Raw genomic sequence first — 21,679 nt, forward strand, 5'->3', positions numbered from 1 at the left:
GCGTCTCCTTTTTGATCTTCGCCGCGAGCGCGGCTGAACGTTTCGAGCCGTCAGTATGAACCATGCCGATGCCGTGTTGCTTGCATGCTGCGACGGGCGTGACGTCGATGCGCATCACGCCCGCCACTTTCGATCAGGACTTCGCCGGGAACGGCACGAACGCCTTGCTGCAATCGACGGGCGACACTTGCGAGCCCGCCGCGCGCATCAACGTCACGCCGCTGCCGGGCTGCAACGGCAACGTCGTGCCGCCTTCGCCAATCGAGAATTGTGCGTCCGCAACGGTCATATTCAGCGGCGCCACATCCGCAACCACGTTGTTCAGCGAGATCAGCAAGGGATTGACCACGGGCGGTGTCGGGAATCCAATCGTTCCCGCCGACCAGCCCGACCCAAGCAGAACGGGACTCGCCGAATTGAAGCCCTGGAACGTGTACTTCGATGCGTTCACGATGCGTATGCCGTCGAGCACGATACTTTGGAGGTTCGGATACAGCCCGAGGCTTTTCGTGGGACTGTAGTACGGCGAGAAAATCAGCGCCTCCGGGTCCGACGTCTGGTTGCCCGTGCGAATGCACACATTCGAATAACGGATGTTCGAGACGAGGCCGCCGCGGCTCCAGTCGGACTTGATGCGCAAACCGTTGTCGGCGCCGTCGATGGTCAGGTCATAGACGTTCACGTTGCTCACGCTCGGATACACGCCGCCAACGGGCGTCACGTCTGCATTGGCCACACCGTTGTCCGACCCCGCCGACTCGCTGCCGATCGACATCCCATGTCCTTCGTAAAAGTGGCTGTGCGCGACCGTGATGTTGTACGTGCGACCGTTGACGGCCGCAGTGCCGCCTTTGATCGCCATGTTGTCGTCGCCTGTGCGGATCGATGTGTACGCGATCAGCATGTTGCTCGCGTCGCCCGTCAGCTTGCCTGGGTTGCCCGGATTGCTGGTGATCTGACCGGAACTCGCCGGGTCGATGCCGTCGGTGTTCTTCGCGTTGACCGTGCTGTAGGGCACGCCTTTGTAGTTGTTCATCGCCTCGTAGGCGGCCGTCGGCGTGTAGATCTTGACGCCCCATGCAGTGAAGCCCTGCACGCCGCTCGGCACGACGTGAAACTTCGGCGCGTTCTGCAACGTCACGCGATACAGCGTGAAATTGCTGCCATTGTTGATCTGGATGAGACGCGGGTTGTTCTGCGACTTGTTCTGCACGACGTTCGCCTCATAGCCGATGTCCCACCAGCTCATCGCGGAGCCGTCGGCGCGCTTGAGCAGATTCGGATCGTCGCGCACGCTGCTGACGAGCTGGCTCCCACCGCGCCCGTCGATCGTGCCATCGCCAACGACCGCGCTGTTGCTCGTTTTGGCGGCTGTCATCAGCGCGTTGCAGCCGTTGTCGCTGGCAGTGATCAGGCCGCAGCTCGCCGTGCCTGGGGTCTTGTCGAACTGGCGCGGATCGCGCGATGCGAACAAGGTCACGCGTTCGTCGATCCATAACGTGACGCCGCTCGGCAGATTCAGCGGGCCGGACAGGAACGCGTTCGCCCCGTTCGCGCCAGACCGCAGACGCACCACTTTGTTTGTCGAAAGGCCTGTGCTCGCGGCGTTCGTGCATGCCGTCAGCGCGGCCTGGATGCGTGCGGTGTCGGGGGCCGTGTTGGCTGCGTCGGCGCTATCGGGCAGCAGGCCATTCGGTTGCGCCGTCAGTGCCGCGTCCAGCGACTGACAGATTTGCGTGGACGTCGGTAGGGTTGGTTCGGGCGGCAGCGCGGCGTCGAAGGTCGTCGTGCCAACCTGGAAGCCTGGCGTGGGCTGGCCGCCTGGGTCGCTGGCTGGCGTGGCGCCTGAGGCAGGCTGATCGGGTGTGGTCGCGCTGGCGTCGCTTGCGCTGGAAGCCGCAGCGGGCGCAACCGCTCCGTTGTTGTTCACGTTGCCGCCCGCTACGTCCGACGCTGCCACCCCCGACCCGCCGCCGCAGGCCGCGAGAAGCAGCGCCGTCGAAAGCGACGCGATCCACACCGAGGCCGTCCGTGCGGCTCGTGTCAACGTCGATGCAAGATGCTCGATGATACGGGTGTCCATAATCGCTCTGTTTTCCCTGGAATTTTCTAAGACAGGCAATCGCATCGGCAGACTTCCGACAGGCGCATCACGACCGCCCGTCATCTGACAAGCCGCGCCATTTGCCGAGATGTTGTCAAACAACGCAGGGAATATTAGCGATCCGAATCAATTAAAGGCCGTGTGGTAAACCCCGCTTGGCTCATCGATTCATTCCGTAGTACAAAGTATTATTAGCGGGATATTTTTGAGATAGCCCGGTCGCGAAGTCAGAACCGACGGCACGTCGACACCGTCACCCAACGCGCCCTCCCCGTCTGCCCGGCCGCGACGCGCGGAACCGTTACAATAGGCGGATTTCCCGTGCTGTCTTGCCGCCCACTTTCCGCGTCGACATGAATCTCGTCATCCAAAGCCTCACGCCGCTTGCCGCCGAACACCACAAACCGCTCGTCGCGCTGTCGCGCGGCTCGAAACTGTCCGTGATCGATTCGTGCGCGGTGCGCATCGACAATGCAGACCTCGCGCAGCGCGCCGACCTCGACGTCTACTGCGGAACGCATGCGCTCGACTACGCGTTCGTCGAAGCCGGCCGCCGGCTGACCGATTTCGGCCTCGTCGCAATGGACATGGATTCGACGCTGATCACGATCGAATGCATCGACGAGATCGCGGATTTCTGCGGACTGAAGGCGGAAGTGGCAGCCATCACGGAAGCGTCGATGCGCGGCGAGATCAAGGACTTCAACGAGAGCCTGACGCGCCGCGTCGCGCTGCTGAAAGGCCTCGACGCCAGCGCGCTCGAAAAGGTCTACGAAGAGCGTCTGCAACTGTCGCCGGGCGCGGAGAAAATGCTGGCGGGCGCGAAGGCCGCGGGCATGAAGACGTTGCTGGTATCGGGCGGCTTTACGTTTTTCACCGACAAGCTGCAAGCGCGCCTCGGTCTCGACTTCACGCGTGCCAACACGCTGGAGATCATCGACGGCAAGCTGACGGGCCGCGTGCTCGGCGAGATCGTCAACGCCGACGTGAAGGCGCGCACGCTGCGTGAAGCCTGCGACAAGCTCGGCATCGAGCCGATCCGCGCCATCGCGATGGGCGACGGCTCGAACGATCTGAAAATGATGGCGGCGGCCGGCCTGTCCGTCGCGTTTCGCGCGAAGCCGGTTGTGCGCGAAGCGGCGAGCGTCGCGTTTAATCACGTTGGTCTGGATGGGCTGTTGCGGCTTTTCTGAGCCCGCGCCGTTCGCTGCGCTTCGTTGGATCAAAACAAAAAGCCCGCTCGAAACCGAGCGGGCTTTTTAGTTTCTGCCTCGACGAAGCGCTACGAGCGCTTCACGCGCGACAGCTTCAACCCAGCGCGACGAGGCAACGCTCGATATCCGCGCGCAGATCCGCTTCTTCTTCGAGACCGACGTAGAAGCGCACCAGCGTGCCGCGATGCGGCCATTGCGCTTCGGTTCGCATCGACGCGACGTTGTACGGCATCGCCAGGCTTTGCGCGCCACCCCAGCTCCAGCCGAGCGAGAACAGTTCCAGCGATTCGCAGAACGTGTCGATCTGCTCCGGCGTATAGCGTGCGTCGAACACCACCGAGAACAGGCCGCCCGCGCCCGTGAAATCGCGTTCGTAGAATTCATGGCCGGGACAATCGGGCAGTGCCGGATGCAGCACCACAGCGATTTCCGGACGCGTCTTCAGCCACTTCGCGAGGTCGAGCGCGCTTTTATCGTGCTGTTCGAAACGCACTTTCATCGACGGCAGGCTGCGCAGGATCAGCGAGCAATCGTCCGCCGACACGCCAATGCCCATCCGCATGCGCGCCAGCTTCAGCTTCAGATGCAGTTCGCGGTCGACCGTGATCGTCGCGCCCATCAGCACGTCGCTGCCACCCGACTGATACTTCGTGAGCGCCTGCATCGAAATGTCGACACCGTGATCGAACGGACGGAACGAGAGACCCGCCGACCACGTGTTGTCGATCGCCGTGACGACACCGCGCGCGCGGGCCACAGCCGTGATCGCGGGAATGTCGGACACTTCCATCGTCACCGAACCCGGCGCTTCGAGCCAGATCAGTTTCGTGTTCGGCTGGATCAGGTCGGCGATGCCCGCGCCGATCATCGGATCGTAGTAGCGCGCCGTGATGCCGAAGTCCTTCGCGAGCCACTCGGCGTGATCGCGGTTCGGCGAATAGACGTTGTCGGGAATCAGCACGTCGTCGCCCGATTTCATAAGGCCGAAGTACACGTTCGAAATCGACGACAGCCCCGACGGCTGCAGCAGCGCATGATTGCCACCTTCGAGCGCGGCAAGGCGCTGTGCGAGCGCGATCGACGTCGGCGTCGCGTGCAGGCCGTAGCGCCATTGCGCGTCGTTGCGCCAGTCGAGCGCGCGCATCGCCGCGAGGTCCGGGAAAACGACCGTCGAGGCGCGCGCCACGGGCACCGAGAACGATTCCCAACCGGGTGTCAGCTGATCATCAGGCTGAACGATGCGGGTTTGCAAGCCGTGCTTCGGAGTCTTTTGAGTCATGGTCAGAGATAGTTGGATTCGTCAGTGATGCGCGCGGCGCTTATTCGCCGATCGTCAGATTGTTCACGCCGTTGACGGGCTGGCCGCCGGTGCGAGGCTGCGCGGGTTGCTGCGTTGGCAGTTGCGCTGGCTTCTGAGCCTGAACAGGCGCGGCCGACGGCGCTTTCTGTCCCGCTGCGAGCGGCCGCAACGAAAATTCCAGGGGATTGGAATCGTCGACATTCATCCGTTCGCCTTCGATCGAGCCATCGGCGGCGAACTTGCCGACCCAGTTGCCCGTGATATGCGTGCCGTCGTTCGACTCTTCGACTTCGAGCGTGTCGCCGTCGCGGTCACCCGCGATCAGGATCACCTCGCCCGTGTCGGCGAATTGATATTCGCCGTGCACGCCGGATGGGTCGTCGGTTTTCGCGCCCAGGCGCAGCACGATCTGCCGCTGGCCGAGCGTACCCGCGTACTGCGGAAACTTCGCGAACTCGGGGCTGGGCTTGAGCGGCAACTGGATCGGCGGCGGCGCCGCGAGTTCCTTGACGGCGTCGCTCTCCGCATGAGTCGCGACGGGCATCGCCGCCGCAACAGCCAATGCCGCGGCCGCGATCATCGCGGGCCACGACGCCCTGTGTTTCGACCTGGTTTCCTGCATCCGTTATTTCCTTTCAACCGGCTTGTTGGCGTCCTGTCTGGTGTCCTGCTAACACCTGATACCTCGATAACCCGCTTCGACCGGTTATACCGCAAGTTCGTTCAGAGACGGAGCGGCGAGACGTCACGTCGTCGCCGTCCCGACTCCCGAACGGATCAGATCCGCTCGAAGATCGCTGCAATGCCCTGCCCGCCGCCGATGCACATCGTCACGAGCGCATAACGGCCGCCGATACGCTGCAACTCGTACAACGCCTTGACGGTGATGAGTGCGCCCGTTGCGCCGATCGGATGGCCGAGCGAAATGCCCGAGCCATTCGGGTTCACCTTTGCGGGATCGAGGCCCAGTTCCTTGCTGACGGCGCACGCTTGCGCGGCAAACGCTTCGTTCGCTTCGATCACGTCGAGATCGCCGACCTTCAGGCCGGCGCGCTCCAGCGCCTTCTGTGTCGCGGGCACGGGGCCGATGCCCATGTAGTTCGGATCGACGCCCGCATGCGCGTACGAGACCAGCCGGCCGAGTGGCTTCGCGCCGCGCTTCTCGGCGACGCTGCGCTCCATCAGCACGACGGCCGCTGCTGCGTCATTGATGCCCGACGCATTGCCCGCCGTGACCGTGCCGTTTTCCTTCGCGAACACAGCTTTCAGTTTCGCGAAGTCGTCGGCTGTCGCGTTCATGCGGACGTGCTCGTCCGTGTCGAAGACGGTGTCGCCTTTCTTCGACGCGATCGTGATGGGGAGAATCTGTTCCTTGAAGTAGCCGCTTTCGATCGCCCTCGCCGCGCGGCGGTGCGATTCCAGCGCGAGCGCGTCCTGCGCGTCGCGGGAGATATCGTATTTCTTCGCGACGTTTTCGGCCGTTACGCCCATGTGGATCGTCTGAAACGGGTCGTGCAGCGCGCCAAGCATCATGTCGACGATGCTCGCGTTGCCCATGCGCTGGCCAAAGCGCGCCGACGGCATGATGTACGGCGCGCGGCTCATGCTTTCCGCGCCGCCACCGATCGCGATGTCCGCGTCGCCGAGCAACACGGATTGCGCCGCCGATACGATTGCCTGCAGGCCCGAGCCACACAGCCGGTTCACGGTGAGCGCAGGCGCATGCTGTGCGACGCCGCCGTCGAGCGCTGCGACGCGCGCGAGGTACATGTCCTTCGGCTCGGTATGGATCACGTTGCCGAACACGACATGGCCGACTTCGTCGCCGGAGACGCTCGCACGCGACAATGCCTCGCGCACGACGCGCGCGCCGAGATCCGTTGGCGCAAAGTCTTTGAGGCTGCCGCCGAAGTCGCCGATTGCCGTGCGTACGCCGCTCACTACCACCACTTCACGTTGCATCGCTTGCTCCTCTCTCTTTGTCTCAGATGAATGTCATGGGCGTCGTTGAAGACGCGCGTGACCTTGCCTTGCTGAACATACCCGAGTTGGCGGATTTCCGCGTTGAATCTGACGCCATTGTGCTGCGATGCGGGCGAACCCTGCGCGCTTCAGTGTGGGCTCAGGCGCCGAGAAGTTTTTCGACCGTCGCGCGGTCGGGAATCGGCGCGACGGCGCCGAAGCCTTGCGTCGACAGCGCCGCTGCGACGTTCGCGTAACGCGCCGCCTGGAAGGGATCGTCACCCTCGGCGATACGCGCGATGAATGCGCCGCCGAAGCAGTCGCCCGCGCCCGTCGCGTCGACGGCATTGACGACATGACCGGGCACGACGCGGCGCTCGTCAGGCGTCGCGATATACGAGCCTTCCTTGCCGAGTTTCAGCGCGACGACGCGCGGCCCTTGCGCGAGCAGAAAATCGACGATGTCGTCGCGCTCCGTCAAACCCGTCAGTTCGGTGACGTCGTCCCAGCTGGGCAGGCAGATGTCCGTCTGGCGGATCGCTTCGAGCATCACGGCACGCGCCCGCGCGAGCGGCCACAGCTTGAGGCGCAGATTCGTGTCGAAGCTCACGAGCACGTTGTTCGCGCGCGCGTGCGCTATCGCGGCGAACGCGGCATCGCACGCGCTCACGCTGATCGCGAGACTGATGCCGGACAGATGGACGACCTTGGCCGCTGCGATGGCATCGAGCGGCAGATCGCGCGGCGCGTAACGGCTCGCGGCGGAACCCGCGCGCAGATAGTCGAACTGATGGCCCGACGGACCGTGCGACACGAAATACACGCCCGTCGGCGCCTGATCGTCCACCCGCACGAACGAGGTATCGACATGCTCGCGCTGCCACAGATCGAGCAGCAATCGACCGAACTGGTCGTTCCCGACAGCCGATACGAAGCCCGTCGACGCCCCTTGCCGCGCAGCCGCGAAGCAGAAGTTCGACGTGTCACCGCCGAAGCCTTGCAGATAAGTCGGCTGGCCTTTTTCGGACTGGTTGAATTCGATCATGGCCTCGCCGAGCGCGAGGATCGAAGGCGTGCTTGCGCGCGAGATCGTCGACATTGCTTAGACCTCGCCCCACAGATCGTGGCCGTCGGCGCCCGTGATTTTCACCGACACGAAATCGCCGACCTTGTAGCGCTTCGACGCCTTGGTCGCGGGCGCGATATAGACGACGCCGTCGATCTCCGGCGCATCCGCCGCCGTGCGGCCGATACCGCCATCGGCATTGATTTCGTCGACCAGCACCTTCAGCGTCTTGCCGACCTTGCGCGCGATGCGCTTCGCCGACACTTCTTCCGCCACTTCCATGAAGCGCGCGCGGCGCGCCTCGCGGACTTCGTCGGGCAGCGCGCCGTCGAGTTCATTGGCACCCGCGCCTTCGACGGGCGAATACGCGAAACAACCAACACGATCGAGTTCCGCCTCGCGGATGAAGTCGAGCAGCGTTTCGAACTGCTCTTCCGTCTCGCCGGGGAAGCCCGCGATAAACGTGCTGCGAATGGTCAGGTCCGGACACATCTCGCGCCATGCGCGCACACGCTCGAGCACTTTCTCGGCGTTCGCGGGACGCTTCATGCGCTTGAGCACTTCAGGGTGCGCGTGCTGGAACGGCACGTCCAGATACGGCAGCACGTGGCCCTTGAACGGGCCTTCCGCCATCATCGGAATCACTTCGTCGACGCTCGGATACGGATAGACGTAATGCAGACGCACCCATGCGCCGTATTGCGCGGCGAGTTCGCCGAGCGCGCCGACGAGGTCCGTCATGCGCGTCTTGATCGGCTTGCCGTTCCAGAAACCCGTGCGGTACTTGACGTCGACGCCATAGGCGCTCGTGTCCTGCGAGATGACGAGCAGTTCCTTCACGCCCGACTTGAAGAGATTCTCCGCTTCGAGCATGACTTCGGCGACGGGACGCGACACGAGGTCGCCGCGCATCGACGGGATGATGCAGAACGTGCAGCGGTGGTTACAGCCTTCGGAAATCTTCAGATACGCATAGTGACGCGGCGTGAGCTTGACGCCCGCGGCGGGCACGAGATCGACGAACGGATCGTGCGGTTTGGGCAGATGGCTGTGCACGGCTTGCATCACTTCGCCCAGCGCATGCGGGCCCGTTACGGCGAGTACCTTCGGATGCACTTCCTCGATCAGGTTCGAGCCGCTCGCGCTCTGCTTCGCGCCGAGGCAGCCGGTCACGATCACCTTGCCGTTTTCGGTGAGCGCTTCGCCGATGGCATCGAGGCTTTCCTGAACGGCTTCGTCGATGAAGCCGCAGGTGTTGACGACCACGAGGTCCGCGCCGTCATAGGTGCCGGAGATCTCGTAGCCCTCCGCGCGCAGTTGCGTGATGATCTGTTCGGAGTCGACGAGGGCTTTCGGGCATCCGAGTGAAACGAACCCGACCTTCGGATTCGAAGCGGTCGGCGCGGCGGGGGTGGAAGTCTGCGACATAGAGAATGGTCCGGCGAGAGCGATGAGTGACGCGATATATGAGGGCTTGGGCGTGCAGCCCGGGCGCCGGAATCGCGGCAAACGTGGGTGCACCGTGCGACGGTGCACTCGTGGCGAGGTCCGTCGCGAAATGGGGCCATGTGGATCTTGTGGGAAGTCGGTTGGGCCCGCGCAAGCAACCTCGGATTATACCGTGGACGGGGTGCGCCGGGTTTGCCGGGGCGCGTCCCTTCGACGACGCTGTTCCTGCTCCGTGCAACTGCGAAACGACTGCGTCAAGTCCGGCTATCCAGCTTGCACAAGTATTGACAAATCATTACATCACTCCGATTCCATCGGAATCGTTTCTCTATTACTTTTCTTTCTCAAACGCAAAGTGACCAACCGCGGACACGGAAGAACAACGTCTACAAATAGAATTAATCTTAATGACAGAGACTAATAGATGAACGCTCAACACCCGCATGATCACCGGCCAATTAAACATGCGAAAAGAACCTGGCAGCAAAAAGCGACCACTGTGATTCCGCTTTATGTTCAATCGGCGCTAAGAACCGCCATCGACCTCGAGTCCGTTTCCTCCGCCGACTTCGACGATCTACTGTGGATCATGGCTCAGGAATCAGCCGGGATTGTCAATGCCCGCAATGGCGCTTCCACGGCTCGCGGCCTTTATCAGCTGCTTCATGCTCAGTACGGGTTGAATCCGCATGGTGAACATTCTTTCGGAAATGCCGTCGAAGAATGTCAGGGCGGCATCCGGTATATATACGGGCGATATCATTCCGCCAAGACAGCGCGAGATTTCTGGAAAAAACATCATTGGTATTAAATCTTATGCGCCAATTACTCAGCCTTATCGTGTTGCTATGCGCGGTGTCGATTCCCGGTTTCGCCTCGGACGTGATCCCGAAATTCGAGAACTATCCTGCTGCTCCAGAAACAGTACATAGAAAAGCAGCCGTGAAATTGGCGACCGCGCAAACTCGACGTTATGCGACGCAGTTGAGAGAAGCCCAGAAGCATCCCGTTGATTTCGCCGGCCATTTCGTGATGGCCAGTTGGGGATGCGGCGCGGGGTGCGTCATGGCGGCGGCCATCGACGCACCGACGGGCGCCGTCACCATGCTTCCCTTCACGGTTTCCGACTGGCCACTCGACGTAACCGAACCGCTGTCCTACCGGAAGGACAGTAGCCTGCTCGTGATTCGGGGCAGCCGAAGCGAAAAAGGCAACGGGACGTACTATTACGACTTCGGCGGCAAAGCCTTCCGCCTTCTGAAGGCGATCGAAGAATAACTGTGCCGGCGACGACGCGCCGCCCGGCGCGTGTCCGGGCGGAGTCAACCACGCGACGGGCGCTTTCTCGCCCTACTTCTTCTCCGGCTCCGGATTCCCTTGCGGCGTCGGCTGCGTAAACGGGAACGTGCTGAACATCGTCTTCGCCTGGTTCTGCATCTGCTCCTGCATCTGCACGAACATGTTCTTCGACTGCTCGATATAGCTGGTCATCATGCCTTGCATCATCGGAGCCTGCATGTTCATGAACTGCGACCAGACCTCCGGATTCATCGTCTTGCCCTCGTAGAGGCCCTTCGACTGATCCGCGAGTTTGCTCTGAATGTCGATGAACGCCTGGATGTTCTTTTCCAGGTACGTGCCCATCATGCCCTGCATCGCATGCCCGTAGAAACGGATGATCTGCGACAGCATGATCGACGAGAACATCGGCAGGCCGCCACTCTCCTCCTCGAGAATGATCTGAAGCAGGATGCTGCGCGTCAGGTCTTCGTTGCTCTTGGCATCGATGACCTTGAAATCCTCCTGATCCAGCACGAGCTGCTTCACATCGGTCAACGTGATGTAAGTGCTGGTCTCTGTATCGTACAGTCGACGGTTCGGATATTTCTTAATGAGTCGTTCGGCTGTTTTCTTTGTAGTAGTGGTCATGTAACGCCTTTGAGCGCGAATGAAGCGCAGAAACGGCGTCCTGTCGCACGCACAGCGAAACACTGCGCGTACGAGACGCCGCCAGAAACATCTGAACCATGTAACGTCCTGCGTTGTTCTTGCTGCGACAAAACAGGACGCTCACGGATCAGCCCATATGCAGGCCGCCGTTCAGCGAGAAGTCGGCCCCCGTCGAGAAGCCCGACTCGTCCGACGCCAGCCATGCAACGATCGACCCGATTTCATCCGGCGTGCCCAGACGGCGCACCGGAATCGTCGCGACGATCTTTTCCAGCACATCGGCGCGAATCGATTTCACCATGTCCGTGCCGATGTAGCCCGGCGAAACGGTATTGACCGTCACGCCCTTGGTGGCCACTTCCTGCGCGAGCGCCATCGTGAAACCGTGAATCCCCGCCTTCGCGGTCGAATAGTTCGTTTGACCGAACTGGCCTTTCTGGCCGTTCACCGACGAGATGTTGATCACGCGGCCCCAGCCACGCTCGACCATGCCGTCGATCACCTGTTTCGTCACGTTGAAGAGGCTGGTCAGGTTCGTGTCGATCACGGCCGTCCAGTCTTCATGCGTCATCTTGCGGAACACGACGTCGCGCGTGATACCCGCATTGTTCACCAGCACATCGATTTCGCCGACTTCGGCTTTCACCTTGTCGAACGCGGCCTTGGTCGACTCCCAGTCGCCCACGTTGCCTTCCGACGCAACGAAGTCGAAGCCCAGCGCCTTCTGGTCTTCGAGCCACTTCACGCGACGCGGGGAATTCGGGCCGCAGCCCGCGACGACCTTGAAGCCATCCTTAAGCAGACGCTGGCAAATGCTCGTGCCGATGCCACCCATGCCGCCCGTTACGTACGCAATTCGTTGTGACATAACACACACTCCATTATCGTTTTACGAGACGCCAGCCGCCTCGTGCTTCGCCTTCCAATGTCCGATGCATCGGGCGCGTTCGATGCAGCCATCCGCGCCAAAGTACCGGACCGCGCCGCGCTGCCAGTCGCCGTCAGGCGACACCGGCACGCGCGGCGGCCTCCTTGTGAAACGACCGCTTACGGACGCTCGAGCGCGAGCGCCACGCCCATGCCGCCGCCGATACACAGCGACGCGAGGCCCTTCTTCGCATCGCGCTTCTGCATTTCGTGCAGCAGCGTGACGAGAATCCGGGCGCCGGATGCGCCGATCGGGTGGCCGATCGCGATCGCGCCGCCGTTCACGTTCACCTTCGACGTGTCCCAGCCCATCTGCTTGTGCACGGCCAGCGCCTGCGCCGCGAATGCCTCGTTGATTTCCATCAGGTCGAGGTCGTTCACGCCCCAGCCCGCACGTTCCAGACAGCGGCGCGATGCCGGCACCGGGCCCATGCCCATCACCTTCGGATCGACGCCTGCGTTCGCGTACGCCTTGATGCGCGCGAGCGGCGTGAGACCGAGCGCCTCAGCCTTCTTCGCCGACATCACGACGACCGCCGCCGCACCGTCGTTCAGGCCCGACGCGTTCGCCGCCGTCACCGTGCCTTCTTTCGAGAAAGCCGGCTTCAAACCTGCCAGCGATTCGGCCGTGACGCCGTGGCGCACGAACTCATCCGTTGCGAACGACAGCGGATCGCCCTTACGCTGCGGAATCTGGATCGGCACGATTTCATCATCGAAGCGGCCCGACTTCTGTGCGGCTTCCGCCTTATTCTGCGAAAGTGCTGCGAACTTGTCCTGGTCTTCGCGCGAAATGCCGTATTCCTTCGCGACGTTTTCAGCCGTCACGCCCATGTGGTACTGGTTGTACACGTCCCACAGGCCGTCGACGATCATGCTGTCGATCAGCTTGGCGTCGCCCATGCGGAAGCCGTCGCGCGAGCCCGGCAGCACGTGCGGCGCCGCGCTCATGTTTTCCTGGCCGCCCGCGATGACGATGTCCGCGTCGCCCGCGATGATCGCGTTGGCGGCCAGCATCACGGCCTTCAGGCCCGAGCCGCACACCTTGTTGATGGTCATGCCGGGCACGGCCATCGGCAGACCGGCCTTGATCAGCGACTGACGCGCCGGGTTCTGTCCCGAGCCTGCCGTCAGCACCTGACCGAGGATGACTTCGCTAATTTGCTCAGGCTTGAGGCCCGAGCGCTCCAGCACGGCACGGATCACCGTGGCGCCCAGTTCCGGCGCCGCAATCTTCGCCAGCGACCCACCGAATTTGCCGACAGCCGTGCGGGCCGCCGATACGATCACTACGTCAGTCATTTTCGTTTCCTCCGGGGCTGCGGCGACATGCTCCACAGTACCCCGTCAAGTTGATAATCCGGTCAAGTCAGCATTACTGCGATACAGCGTCTGTCTCACTCCATCCGTCGTCACTCGTTATCCGTGTCGCGGCGGTCGCTCTTTTTACTTCGACGGCGACCGTAGCCAAATGATTCGGCACCCGAACGATTATTCGCGCTGCTGCACGTAGCGTCCAGGCGCGGGCTCGATCACCGGGAACTCGGCCGAGCCCGCTTGCGCCGCGGGCTTCACCTTCTTGCCGGCGAACTGGCCGAGCCAGCTCGTCCATTCGGGCCACCAGCTGCCGGGCGTTTCCGTGGCGCTCTCGAGCCAGTCGGCGGGATTGTCGGGCAGCGTTTTATCGTCGCCGGCTACCGACCAGAAACTGCGCTTCTTCTTCGCCGGCGGATTGATCACGCCGGCAATGTGCCCCGACGCGCCCAGCACGAACTTGCGCGGCCCCGTCAGCAGCGGCACCGACGCATACGCCGTTTCCCACGGCACGATGTGGTCTTCGCGCGAGCCGTAGATGAACGTCGGCACGTCGATACGCGACAGGTCCACCTTCTCGCCGCATGTGGTCAACGCGCCCGGATCGCGCAGCTTGTTTTCCAGATACGTGTTGCGCAGATACCAGCAGTACATCGGACCCGGCAGGCTCGTCGAATCGCTGTTCCAGTACAGCAGGTCGAACGGCATCGGCGTGCGGCCCTTCAGGTAGTTGTCGACCACGTAGTTCCACACGAGGTCGTTCGGGCGCAGGAACGAGAACGTATTCGCGAACTCGAGGCCGCGCATCAGACCAGGCGGCGTACCGTTCTTGCCGCCTATGGTCTGCTCGCGCATCTGCACATGCGCTTCGTCGACGAAGATGTCGAGGATGCCCGTGTCGGCGAAGTCGAGCATCGCCGTGAGCAGCGTCATCGACGCCGCCGGATGCTCGCCGCGCGCCGACGCCACGGCCAGCGCCGTCGCGAGCAGCGTGCCGCCGATACAGAAGCCGAGCGTGTTGATCTGCTCGCGGCCGCTGATCTGCCGCGTGGTTTCGATCGCGGCCAGCACGCCGTCGCCGATGTAGTCGTCCCATCCCTTCTCGGCGATCGACTGGTCGGCGTTGCGCCACGAAATCAGATACACCTGATGGCCCGACTCCACCGCGTGCGCGACGAGCGAGTTCTCAGGCTGCAGATCGAGGATGTAGTACTTGTTGATGCAAGGCGGCACGATCAGCAGCGGCCGCTCGTACACGGTGGCCGTGCGCGGCTTGTACTGGATGAGCTGCATCAGCTCGTTTTCGAACACGACGGAACCTTCCGACATCGCCAGATTCTTGCCGACGACGAAACGCGATTCGTCCGTCTGCGAGATCTTGCCGCGCTGCATGTCGTTGAGCAGGTTCATCACGCCCTGGCGCAGGCTTTCGCCGTTGCTTTCGAGCAGCGTCTTTTGCGCCTCGGGATTCAGCGCGAAGAAGTTGCTCGGCGAGGCGGCTGCCGTCCATTGCTGCACGGCGAAGCGGATGCGCTCGCGGGTTTTCTGATCGGTTTCGAGCGCATCGACCAGTTCCTGCAGATAACGCGCGTTCAACAGATACCACGCTGCCGTGTACGCGTAGACGGGCGTCGTCTTCCACGCATCCGAACTGAAGCGGCGGTCCTTGAGCTCGATAGCCGACGAGCTGGTCTGTGTGGACTGCTGCAGCAACTGCATCGCCTCGCGCGAATAGTCGGACTGCAACTGCTGAAGTCGCGTGGACGGGATCGATGCGCTCGGCACCTTCAACCCGGCAAGCTGCTGCGTGAACTGTTGCGCAAGCTGCGGATTGAATGCCTGCCCGAAGAATGCGTTGAACGGTTGCTGGCCTTCGGCCTGACCGCCCGGTTGAGCTTGCGTTTGCGCAAACTGTTTGGCCAGCTGTTCGAAGAAGGGATTCGCGAACGGCAGCGAGCCGGTCTGCGCCGTCGCCGCTTTCGCGAAGTCGGGCATGGCCGGAACACTAAATGGATTGCCGTTTGCTGCAGCCTGCGCGCCTATCGAACGCCATGCGTTCATCCAGGCATCGAACCATTGATGCACCCCTGCCGCATCCGCTTGCTGCTGCGTGCGGTCCGATGAGGTGTCCGTGCGAGAAGAAGTCGAGGAAGTTTGAGATGCAGCCATGCCTGCTTTTAACCGAAAGGTCCTCGCGGACGGGTTGAGAGGCAGGTACTTGCGCGGAAGGCGCGAGTGGATCGCGACCGCGTTACGCCCTTGCCCAGTGGAGAACATTCTTGCGCCCCATCGCAAGGCATGTCAATGCTTGTTCCCGATTTTGCCGCACTGCGATAATTTTTTCATCATCGTTTTCCCGATGTATATCAAGGCGATTTACCAGCGGATCAAACGTTCGTGGTGTGCAATGCAAAACGAGCCCGTTATGACGGGCTCGTCTGGCTCATGGAGGAACGCGCGGAACGCTTATGCACTGCGCAACCGCATAGGTCTTCTTACGTTCGCGCAGTGCAGCATAAGAATGTATGAGACCCTCATCGACGTCATCTCGCGCGCAGCAAAATTGTCTTTGCTCAGCGGCAGTTAGCGGCTTTTGTCATTGATCCGCGAGCCAGATCAGCGCGGCCATCCGGCCCGTCTCGCGATCGCGTCGATATGAGTAGAAACGCTCGCGTTCGGTGACCGTGCAATGATCGCCGCCCACCACGTTCGTCACGCCGATCTGCGCAAGACGCCAGCGTGCGAGCCGCGGCAGATCCGCGAGGTACTTGCCGGCGTTCAACGGGTGCTCGGCGAAGGCGCTGGCGACAATATCGCGTTGTGCGCCGCCGACACCCTTCATGAAGGCGTCACGCACGTCTGGTCCGACCTCGAAGGCCTGCGGACCGATGCAGGGGCCGAGATACGCATGCAGAACTGACATGTCAGTGCCCGCGAGCGACGCGACACGCTGCGCCGTGTTCTCCACGACACCCGACGCGAGACCGCGCCAGCCCGCATGCGCGGCGCCCACCGCGCGCCCCTGCGGATCGCACAGCAAAACGGGCATGCAATCGGCGATCATCACCACGCATACCGTGCCCGTCCGGTCGGTCACGCTGGCGTCGGCTTGCATCAGAGGCTCTCCGCGCTGTGTGGCGGCCAGCACGTCGTCGGCATTCACGACGGTCGCGCCATGAACCTGCGAGAGCCACGCGGCTTCATCTTGGCCTGTCAGCTTCATCAGACGTGCGCGGTTCGCTTCGACATGCACGGGCTCGTCGCCCGACTTCCTGCCGAGATTCAGCCCGCCCGGTCCGTCGACGCCATCGCGCCACGTGCCGAACGGCGGCAGGCTCACGCCGCCATTGCGCGTCGTGACGACTGCCCGCACGCGCGGCGACACGGACCACTCGGGGCGCAGCACATCGTTCGTGGTCAGCTCAGGCAGCGTCATGCGCGGTCGTCCTTGTCGGGTGAGGCTTCGTCGTCGGCATCGTCTTCATCGTCGTAGCCGTCTTCGATCGATGCTTCGGCTTCATCGTCGTAGTCGTCGTCATACTCGTCGAAATCCTCTTCGTACGCGGCTTCGTGCTCGCGGCCGAGGCCCAACGCTTCGGACAGTTCAGCGATATCGTCCGGCACGTCCGCGCGCCATTGCATCGTGCGGCCCGTGCGCGGATGAACCAGCGCGAGCCGCCACGCATGCAGCGCCTGGCGCGCGAAGCCGCCCGGCAGCGGCGCCACCGAACGCTTGCCGCGCGCCCGCCCATAAACGGGGTCGCCCAGCAGCGGATGGCCGATGTGCGCGCAATGCACGCGAATCTGATGTGTGCGGCCCGTTTCGAGATCGCAGTGAATGGCCGATACGGGCTGCCGCTCCCATATCGCCGAATCGATGCGCCGGAAGTGCGTGCGCGCCGGCTTGCCCGCTGCGCCCGTCACCACGGCCATGCGCGTGCGCTCACGCGGATCGCGGCCGATCGGCGCGTCGATCGTGCCTTCGTCGCGCATGTTGCCCCACACGAGCGCGAGATAGCGGCGTTTCACCGTACGCGCCTGCAGCTGGCGCACGAGATCGGTTTGCGCTTCGAGCGTGCGCGCGACGACCATCAGCCCGGACGTCTCCTTGTCCAGCCGATGCACGATGCCCGCGCGCGGCAGGCCCGCCGCCGCTTCGCCATAGCGATGCAGCAGGCCGTTGAGCACCGTGCCGCTCCAGTTTCCCGCAGCGGGATGCACGACGAGGCCGGCCGGCTTGTTGATCACGACGAGCGTGTCGTCCTCATAGACGATATCGAGCGGCACGGGTTCGGGCGTGAACGCGAGTTGCTCGGGCAGCAGATCGGGCACGAGCTCGATCGAGGCGCCAAGCGGCACCGGGTGGCGGATCTTCGCGGGCTGCCCGTCGACGCGCACGCGCTGCGCCTCGATCCAGCTTTGCAGCCGGCTGCGTGAAAACTCCGGAAAGACTTTGGCGAGCACCTTGTCGAGCCGCTCGCCAGCAAGCTCGGGCGGCACCGTGACGACGCGCGGCGTTTCGTCTGCACGCCGCGCGGAGCCTTGCTCCGCAGCGGATACAGACGGCGGGGCCAGCGCGTCGTCGACGAGATCGTCGTCGAGGGTATCGGCGCCCGGCTCACCTGCCGATACGTTGGCGGGGTCGGCGCTTGGGCTATAATCTTTGTTGCTCTTCCGCGCGCCCTGACCGGGGCGCGGAGTATTGGAACGGGTCATCGAGACTGGGTCACCTGGACGTAAAGCTAGACTGGAAAATGCGAGCCTTGAACATCATTACTCAAACTGTTCGAAAGACGGTGGCCCAAAAGCTGGCCAGGAAAGCAGCCCTCTATGGCGCTTCCATGGCGGCCGTTACGCTGGTAGCGGCCTGTCACGGCCTGCCGGAAAAGACCGACGAAACAGCCACGTGGACCAACAATAAATTATATACGGAGGCGCAAGACGCCTTGAGCGGTGGTGACTTCGGCAAGTGCGCGAAATATTTCGAAGCACTCGAAGGCCGCGACCCGTTCGGCCACTTCGCGCAGCAGGCGCAGATCAACGTCGCGTACTGCAACTGGAAGGACAGCGAAACGGACGCCGCCGACCAGGCCGTCAACCGCTTCATCCAGCTTCACCCGGATCACCCGGACATCCCTTACGCGTACTACCTGAAGGGCATGATCCACTTCAACGACGACCTGGGCCTGTTCGGCCGCTTCTCCGGTCAGGACATGAGCGAGCGCGATCCGAAGTCGCTGCGCGAGTCGTATGACGCGTTCAAGGTCGTCGTCGACAAGTACCCGCAGAGCAAGTACGCACCGGACGCGGCTCAGCGCATGCGCTATATCGTGAACGCGCTGGCGTCGCACGAAGTGCACGCAGCGGACTACTACTACCGCCGCGGCGCGTATGTGGCCGCCATCAACCGCGCGCAGCTCGCGATCAAGGAATACAAGAACGCGCCCGCGATCGAAGACGCGCTGCATATCATGATGCTGTCGTATCAGAAGCTCGATCAGCCGCAGCTTGCGGACGACACGAAGCGTATCCTGGCCGGCACCTTCCCGGACAGCCCGTACATCACGGGCCATGCCCGCCCGGGCAAGGAAAAGTCGTGGTGGCAGTTCTGAGCCGCCTGACGGAATAAGAAAAAACGCCACGGTTCATACCGTGGCGTTTTTGTTTCTGGCGTCCGCATTTCCGCGTTTTCGCATTGGGCGGACGCTTCAGCCCGTCACGTTCAGTCGCGCTCGAAGAGCGCAATCGACTCGACGTGCGACGTATGCGGGAACATGTTCACGACGCCCGCACCCTTCAAGCGATAGCCCGCTTCGTGCACGAGCAGGCCCGCGTCGCGCGCGAGCGTCGCCGGGTTGCACGACACGTAGACGATGCGCTTCGGCAACGGCCCTTCGCCGCTCTGCGCGATGTCCGCCAGCGCCTTCGACACCGCGAGCGCGCCTTCGCGCGGCGGATCGATCAGGTACTTGTCGAAGTGACCGAGCGCGCGGATGTCGTCGGCGGTGACTTCGAACAGGTTGCGGCTCGCAAACGACGTATGGCTGTCGACGCCGTTTTCCTTCGCGTTGTCGAGCGCGCGCGAGGTCAGCACCTCACTGCCTTCGATACCGACCACTTCGCGCGAGATCCGCGCGAGCGGCAGCGTGAAGTTGCCGATGCCGCAGAACAGATCGAGCACACGGTCGGTCTTCGCGGGCGCCAGCAGGCGCAGCGCACGACCGACCAGCACACGGTTGATCTGATGGTTGACCTGCGTGAAGTCGGTGGGGCGGAACGGCATGCGGATGCCGTATTCGGGCAGCGTGTAGTCGAGCTGCGCATCGAGCGGATAGAACGGATAGACCGAGTCCGGACCCTTCGGCTGGAGCCAGAACTGGACGTTGTGCTGATCGGCGAAATCGCGCAGCACCTGTTCGTCGGCCTCGTTGATGGGCTCCAGAACGCGCAGCACGAGCGCCGTCACCGACGAGCCGACGGCCAGTTCGATCTGCGGCATGCGGTCGCGGATCGACAGCGCTTCGACCATGTGCCGCAGCGGCACCAGCATGTCGGACACATGCGGCGGCAGCACTTCGCAGCTCGTCATGTCGGCGACGTAGCTGCTTTTCTTTTCGTGGAAACCGACCAGCACGCCGCCCTTCTTCACGACGTTGCGCACGGTGAGGCGCGCGCGATAGCGGTAGCCCCACGACGGGCCGTGGATCGGCCGGAACACGGTTTCCGGGCGCAGCTTCGACAGATGCATCAGATTGTCTTCGAGCACGCGCTGCTTGACGGCGATCTGCGCGCGCACGTCGAGATGCTGCATCGAACAGCCGCCGCAGATGCCAAAAAACTTGCACTGCGGGCGCGTACGGATCACGCTCTCTTTAAGGATATCGACGACCTGCGCCTGTTCGAAGCTCGGTTTTTTCCGGTAGCTCGAATAGGTGACGCGTTCGCCGGGCAGCGCGCCCTCGACGAAGATGACCTTGCCGGGCGAGCCGTCTTCCGTGACGGTGCGGCCGACGCCGCGCGCTTCCATGTCGAGCGACTGAATATCGAGTTCGGGCGCCTTGAACGGGCCAGCGGCAGCGTCTTCGCGCGCCTGCTTGCTCTTCCTGGACGAGCGCGTTTTACCAATGTGGGGGACAGTTTCGGACACCTGCGACTTCCTGACAGACTGTGTAAAAGTGGGACCAAACACGAGATTGTAGACGAACGACACACACCGACGGAGATTTGACGATGCGACTGATCAGCTGGAATGTCCAGTGGGGACGCAGTGCGCACGGGGACGTGAACTTGTCGCGCACGATCGACGAGGCTCGGCGGCTCGTCGATTTCGACGTGTTTTGCATACAGGAGGTCACGCGCGGCTTTTCGGTGCTGGCGGGTCATCCGGGCGACGACCAGTTCGCCGAGATTGCCGACGCCCTGCCCGGCTTCACGGTGCTGGAGGCAATCGGCGCGGATTTGCCCGCGTTGAAGCTCGATGCGCCCGCGGCGCCGCGACGGCAATTCGGCAATGCGATTGCGACGCGTCTGCCCGTCGAGCGTGTGATCCGGCATTCGTTGCCGTGGCCGGCTGATCCGGAGGCGCCGTCGATGCAGCGCGTCGCGCTCGAGGCTGTGCTGCGCGCGCCGGGCGGTCCCGTGCGGGTGATCGTGACGCATCTCGAGTTTTATTCGCTTAAGCAGCGGCTTGCGCAGGTTGATCGGCTGCGCCAGTTGCAGCAGGAGGCCGCTGGGCATGCGGCTCACCCCGTTCCTGCTGAGAATGCGATCGGGCCTTTTGCTGATACCGGGCGGCCTGTCAGCGCGATCGTTTGCGGCGATTTCAATAGCGCATATGGCAGTGACGCCTATCGGCGGATGCTGGAGCCGCTCGACGGTAGTCCTTCTTTTATCGATGCGTGGACCGCGTTGCATCCCGGGCAGACGCCGCCTATGACGGCGGGTGTCTATGACAAGGTCCAATGGGCGGATGGGCCGCTGACCTGTGATTTTGTGTTCGTTACCGAGGATTTGCGGACGAGATTACGTAGGTGTGAGGTCGATGGCGCGACCCGCGCTTCGGATCATCAGCCGATAGTTGTAGAGATGGGTTGATTTTTGTTTGTCTGCGACGCTGGGTGGTTTGCTTGTTTTTTGCGCTGGCATCCGCGTGATGTTATTGGTTCGCTAGCGTCGCCCCTGTGCGGGGCGGCACCTACTTTTCTTTGCCGCCGCAAAGAAAAGTAGGCAAAAGAAAGCGGCTCACACCGCCAGCCCATCTTCTTATCCACGGGCCCCCAACGTCCCGATGCCTCACACGGCCGTGCCCTGGTCGGTGCTCGTTGCCAACGCTTTGAATGAACGCCTCACCCACTTCGAATACCCGCACCAAGGCCGGCGGCAGCGAATGGGTT

General features: G+C 62.8%; 18 protein-coding genes. 5 read left to right on the top strand and 13 right to left on the bottom strand.

What is annotated here, in order from left to right:
• Positions 1-133: 133 nt before the first annotated feature.
• Positions 134-2,083, bottom strand: coding sequence for a glycoside hydrolase family 28 protein (locus tag PPGU16_RS08290; RefSeq protein ID WP_180722488.1), 1,950 nt, complete (start codon positions 2,081-2,083; stop codon positions 134-136).
• A gap of 374 nt (positions 2,084-2,457) precedes the next feature.
• Here PPGU16_RS08290 and serB point away from each other — a divergent pair, with 374 nt between their 5' ends.
• On the top strand, positions 2,458-3,297 hold the full coding sequence (serB, locus tag PPGU16_RS08295; protein WP_180722489.1) for a phosphoserine phosphatase SerB: 840 nt from the start codon (positions 2,458-2,460) through the stop codon (positions 3,295-3,297).
• Between the two features lie 115 nt (positions 3,298-3,412).
• On the opposite strand, the gene PPGU16_RS08300 is transcribed toward serB, so the two are convergent.
• The 5 genes from PPGU16_RS08300 to rimO all read right to left on the bottom strand — a co-directional run bounded on the left by PPGU16_RS08300 (position 3,413) and on the right by rimO (position 9,074).
• Entirely contained in the window at positions 3,413-4,597 is a 1,185-nt protein-coding gene (locus PPGU16_RS08300) for a cystathionine beta-lyase (protein ID WP_180722490.1), read from the bottom strand.
• Positions 4,598-4,637: 40 nt separating this feature from the next.
• Positions 4,638-5,240 (bottom strand): hypothetical protein, encoded by a 603-nt coding sequence (locus tag PPGU16_RS08305; protein ID WP_180722491.1) that lies wholly within the window; start codon positions 5,238-5,240, stop codon positions 4,638-4,640.
• 155 nt (positions 5,241-5,395) lie between these two features.
• Entirely contained in the window at positions 5,396-6,580 is a 1,185-nt protein-coding gene (gene bktB / locus PPGU16_RS08310; RefSeq protein WP_180722492.1) for a beta-ketothiolase BktB, read from the bottom strand.
• A 160-nt stretch (positions 6,581-6,740) separates the two neighbouring features.
• On the bottom strand, positions 6,741-7,679 hold the full coding sequence (locus tag PPGU16_RS08315) for a sugar kinase (RefSeq protein ID WP_180722493.1): 939 nt from the start codon (positions 7,677-7,679) through the stop codon (positions 6,741-6,743).
• A 3-nt stretch (positions 7,680-7,682) separates the two neighbouring features.
• On the bottom strand, positions 7,683-9,074 hold the full coding sequence (gene rimO, locus PPGU16_RS08320; RefSeq protein WP_180722494.1) for a 30S ribosomal protein S12 methylthiotransferase RimO: 1,392 nt from the start codon (positions 9,072-9,074) through the stop codon (positions 7,683-7,685).
• 445 nt (positions 9,075-9,519) lie between these two features.
• Here rimO and PPGU16_RS08325 point away from each other — a divergent pair, with 445 nt between their 5' ends.
• Both PPGU16_RS08325 and PPGU16_RS08330 read left to right on the top strand, forming a co-directional pair.
• Complete coding sequence (locus PPGU16_RS08325) at positions 9,520-9,906, top strand: aggregation-promoting factor C-terminal-like domain-containing protein (protein WP_180722495.1); 387 nt, start codon at positions 9,520-9,522, stop codon at positions 9,904-9,906.
• 5 nt (positions 9,907-9,911) lie between these two features.
• A complete protein-coding gene (locus tag PPGU16_RS08330) occupies positions 9,912-10,373 on the top strand; it encodes a hypothetical protein (protein ID WP_180722496.1) in 462 nt (153 codons plus the stop codon).
• A 72-nt stretch (positions 10,374-10,445) separates the two neighbouring features.
• On the opposite strand, the gene phaR is transcribed toward PPGU16_RS08330, so the two are convergent.
• The 6 genes from phaR to PPGU16_RS08360 all read right to left on the bottom strand — a co-directional run bounded on the left by phaR (position 10,446) and on the right by PPGU16_RS08360 (position 18,002).
• The gene (gene phaR / locus PPGU16_RS08335; protein WP_007742570.1) at positions 10,446-11,024 is read right to left on the bottom strand and encodes a polyhydroxyalkanoate synthesis repressor PhaR; all 579 of its coding nucleotides are present in this window, start codon (positions 11,022-11,024) and stop codon (positions 10,446-10,448) included.
• Positions 11,025-11,172: 148 nt separating this feature from the next.
• Positions 11,173-11,913, bottom strand: coding sequence for a 3-ketoacyl-ACP reductase (locus tag PPGU16_RS08340; RefSeq protein ID WP_180722497.1), 741 nt, complete (start codon positions 11,911-11,913; stop codon positions 11,173-11,175).
• Between the two features lie 179 nt (positions 11,914-12,092).
• On the bottom strand, positions 12,093-13,274 hold the full coding sequence (locus PPGU16_RS08345) for an acetyl-CoA C-acetyltransferase (protein WP_036005719.1): 1,182 nt from the start codon (positions 13,272-13,274) through the stop codon (positions 12,093-12,095).
• 189 nt (positions 13,275-13,463) lie between these two features.
• Positions 13,464-15,455, bottom strand: a complete 1,992-nt coding sequence (gene phaC, locus PPGU16_RS08350; protein WP_224032967.1) for a class I poly(R)-hydroxyalkanoic acid synthase — start codon at positions 15,453-15,455, stop codon at positions 13,464-13,466.
• A gap of 427 nt (positions 15,456-15,882) precedes the next feature.
• Entirely contained in the window at positions 15,883-16,722 is an 840-nt protein-coding gene (pgeF, locus tag PPGU16_RS08355) for a peptidoglycan editing factor PgeF (RefSeq protein ID WP_180722498.1), read from the bottom strand.
• Positions 16,719-18,002 carry an RluA family pseudouridine synthase gene (locus tag PPGU16_RS08360; RefSeq protein ID WP_180722499.1) on the bottom strand — a complete coding sequence of 428 codons (1,284 nt, stop codon included), beginning with the start codon at positions 18,000-18,002 and terminating at the stop codon, positions 16,719-16,721. The genes pgeF and PPGU16_RS08360 overlap by 4 nt, the downstream gene beginning before the upstream one ends.
• Before the next feature lie 38 nt (positions 18,003-18,040).
• On the opposite strand from PPGU16_RS08360, the gene PPGU16_RS08365 reads away from it, so the two are divergent.
• On the top strand, positions 18,041-18,898 hold the full coding sequence (locus PPGU16_RS08365; protein ID WP_036005095.1) for an outer membrane protein assembly factor BamD: 858 nt from the start codon (positions 18,041-18,043) through the stop codon (positions 18,896-18,898).
• A 110-nt stretch (positions 18,899-19,008) separates the two neighbouring features.
• Here PPGU16_RS08365 and rlmD read toward each other — a convergent pair whose 3' ends face one another.
• A complete protein-coding gene (gene rlmD, locus PPGU16_RS08370; protein WP_180719572.1) occupies positions 19,009-20,433 on the bottom strand; it encodes a 23S rRNA (uracil(1939)-C(5))-methyltransferase RlmD in 1,425 nt (474 codons plus the stop codon).
• Between the two features lie 83 nt (positions 20,434-20,516).
• Here rlmD and PPGU16_RS08375 point away from each other — a divergent pair, with 83 nt between their 5' ends.
• Positions 20,517-21,380 carry an endonuclease/exonuclease/phosphatase family protein gene (locus tag PPGU16_RS08375; RefSeq protein WP_180719573.1) on the top strand — a complete coding sequence of 288 codons (864 nt, stop codon included), beginning with the start codon at positions 20,517-20,519 and terminating at the stop codon, positions 21,378-21,380.
• The last annotated feature ends 299 nt before the right edge of the window (positions 21,381-21,679 follow it).

The sequence above is a fragment of the Paraburkholderia largidicola genome, from assembly GCF_013426895.1.
Lineage (GTDB): Bacteria > Pseudomonadota > Gammaproteobacteria > Burkholderiales > Burkholderiaceae > Paraburkholderia > Paraburkholderia largidicola.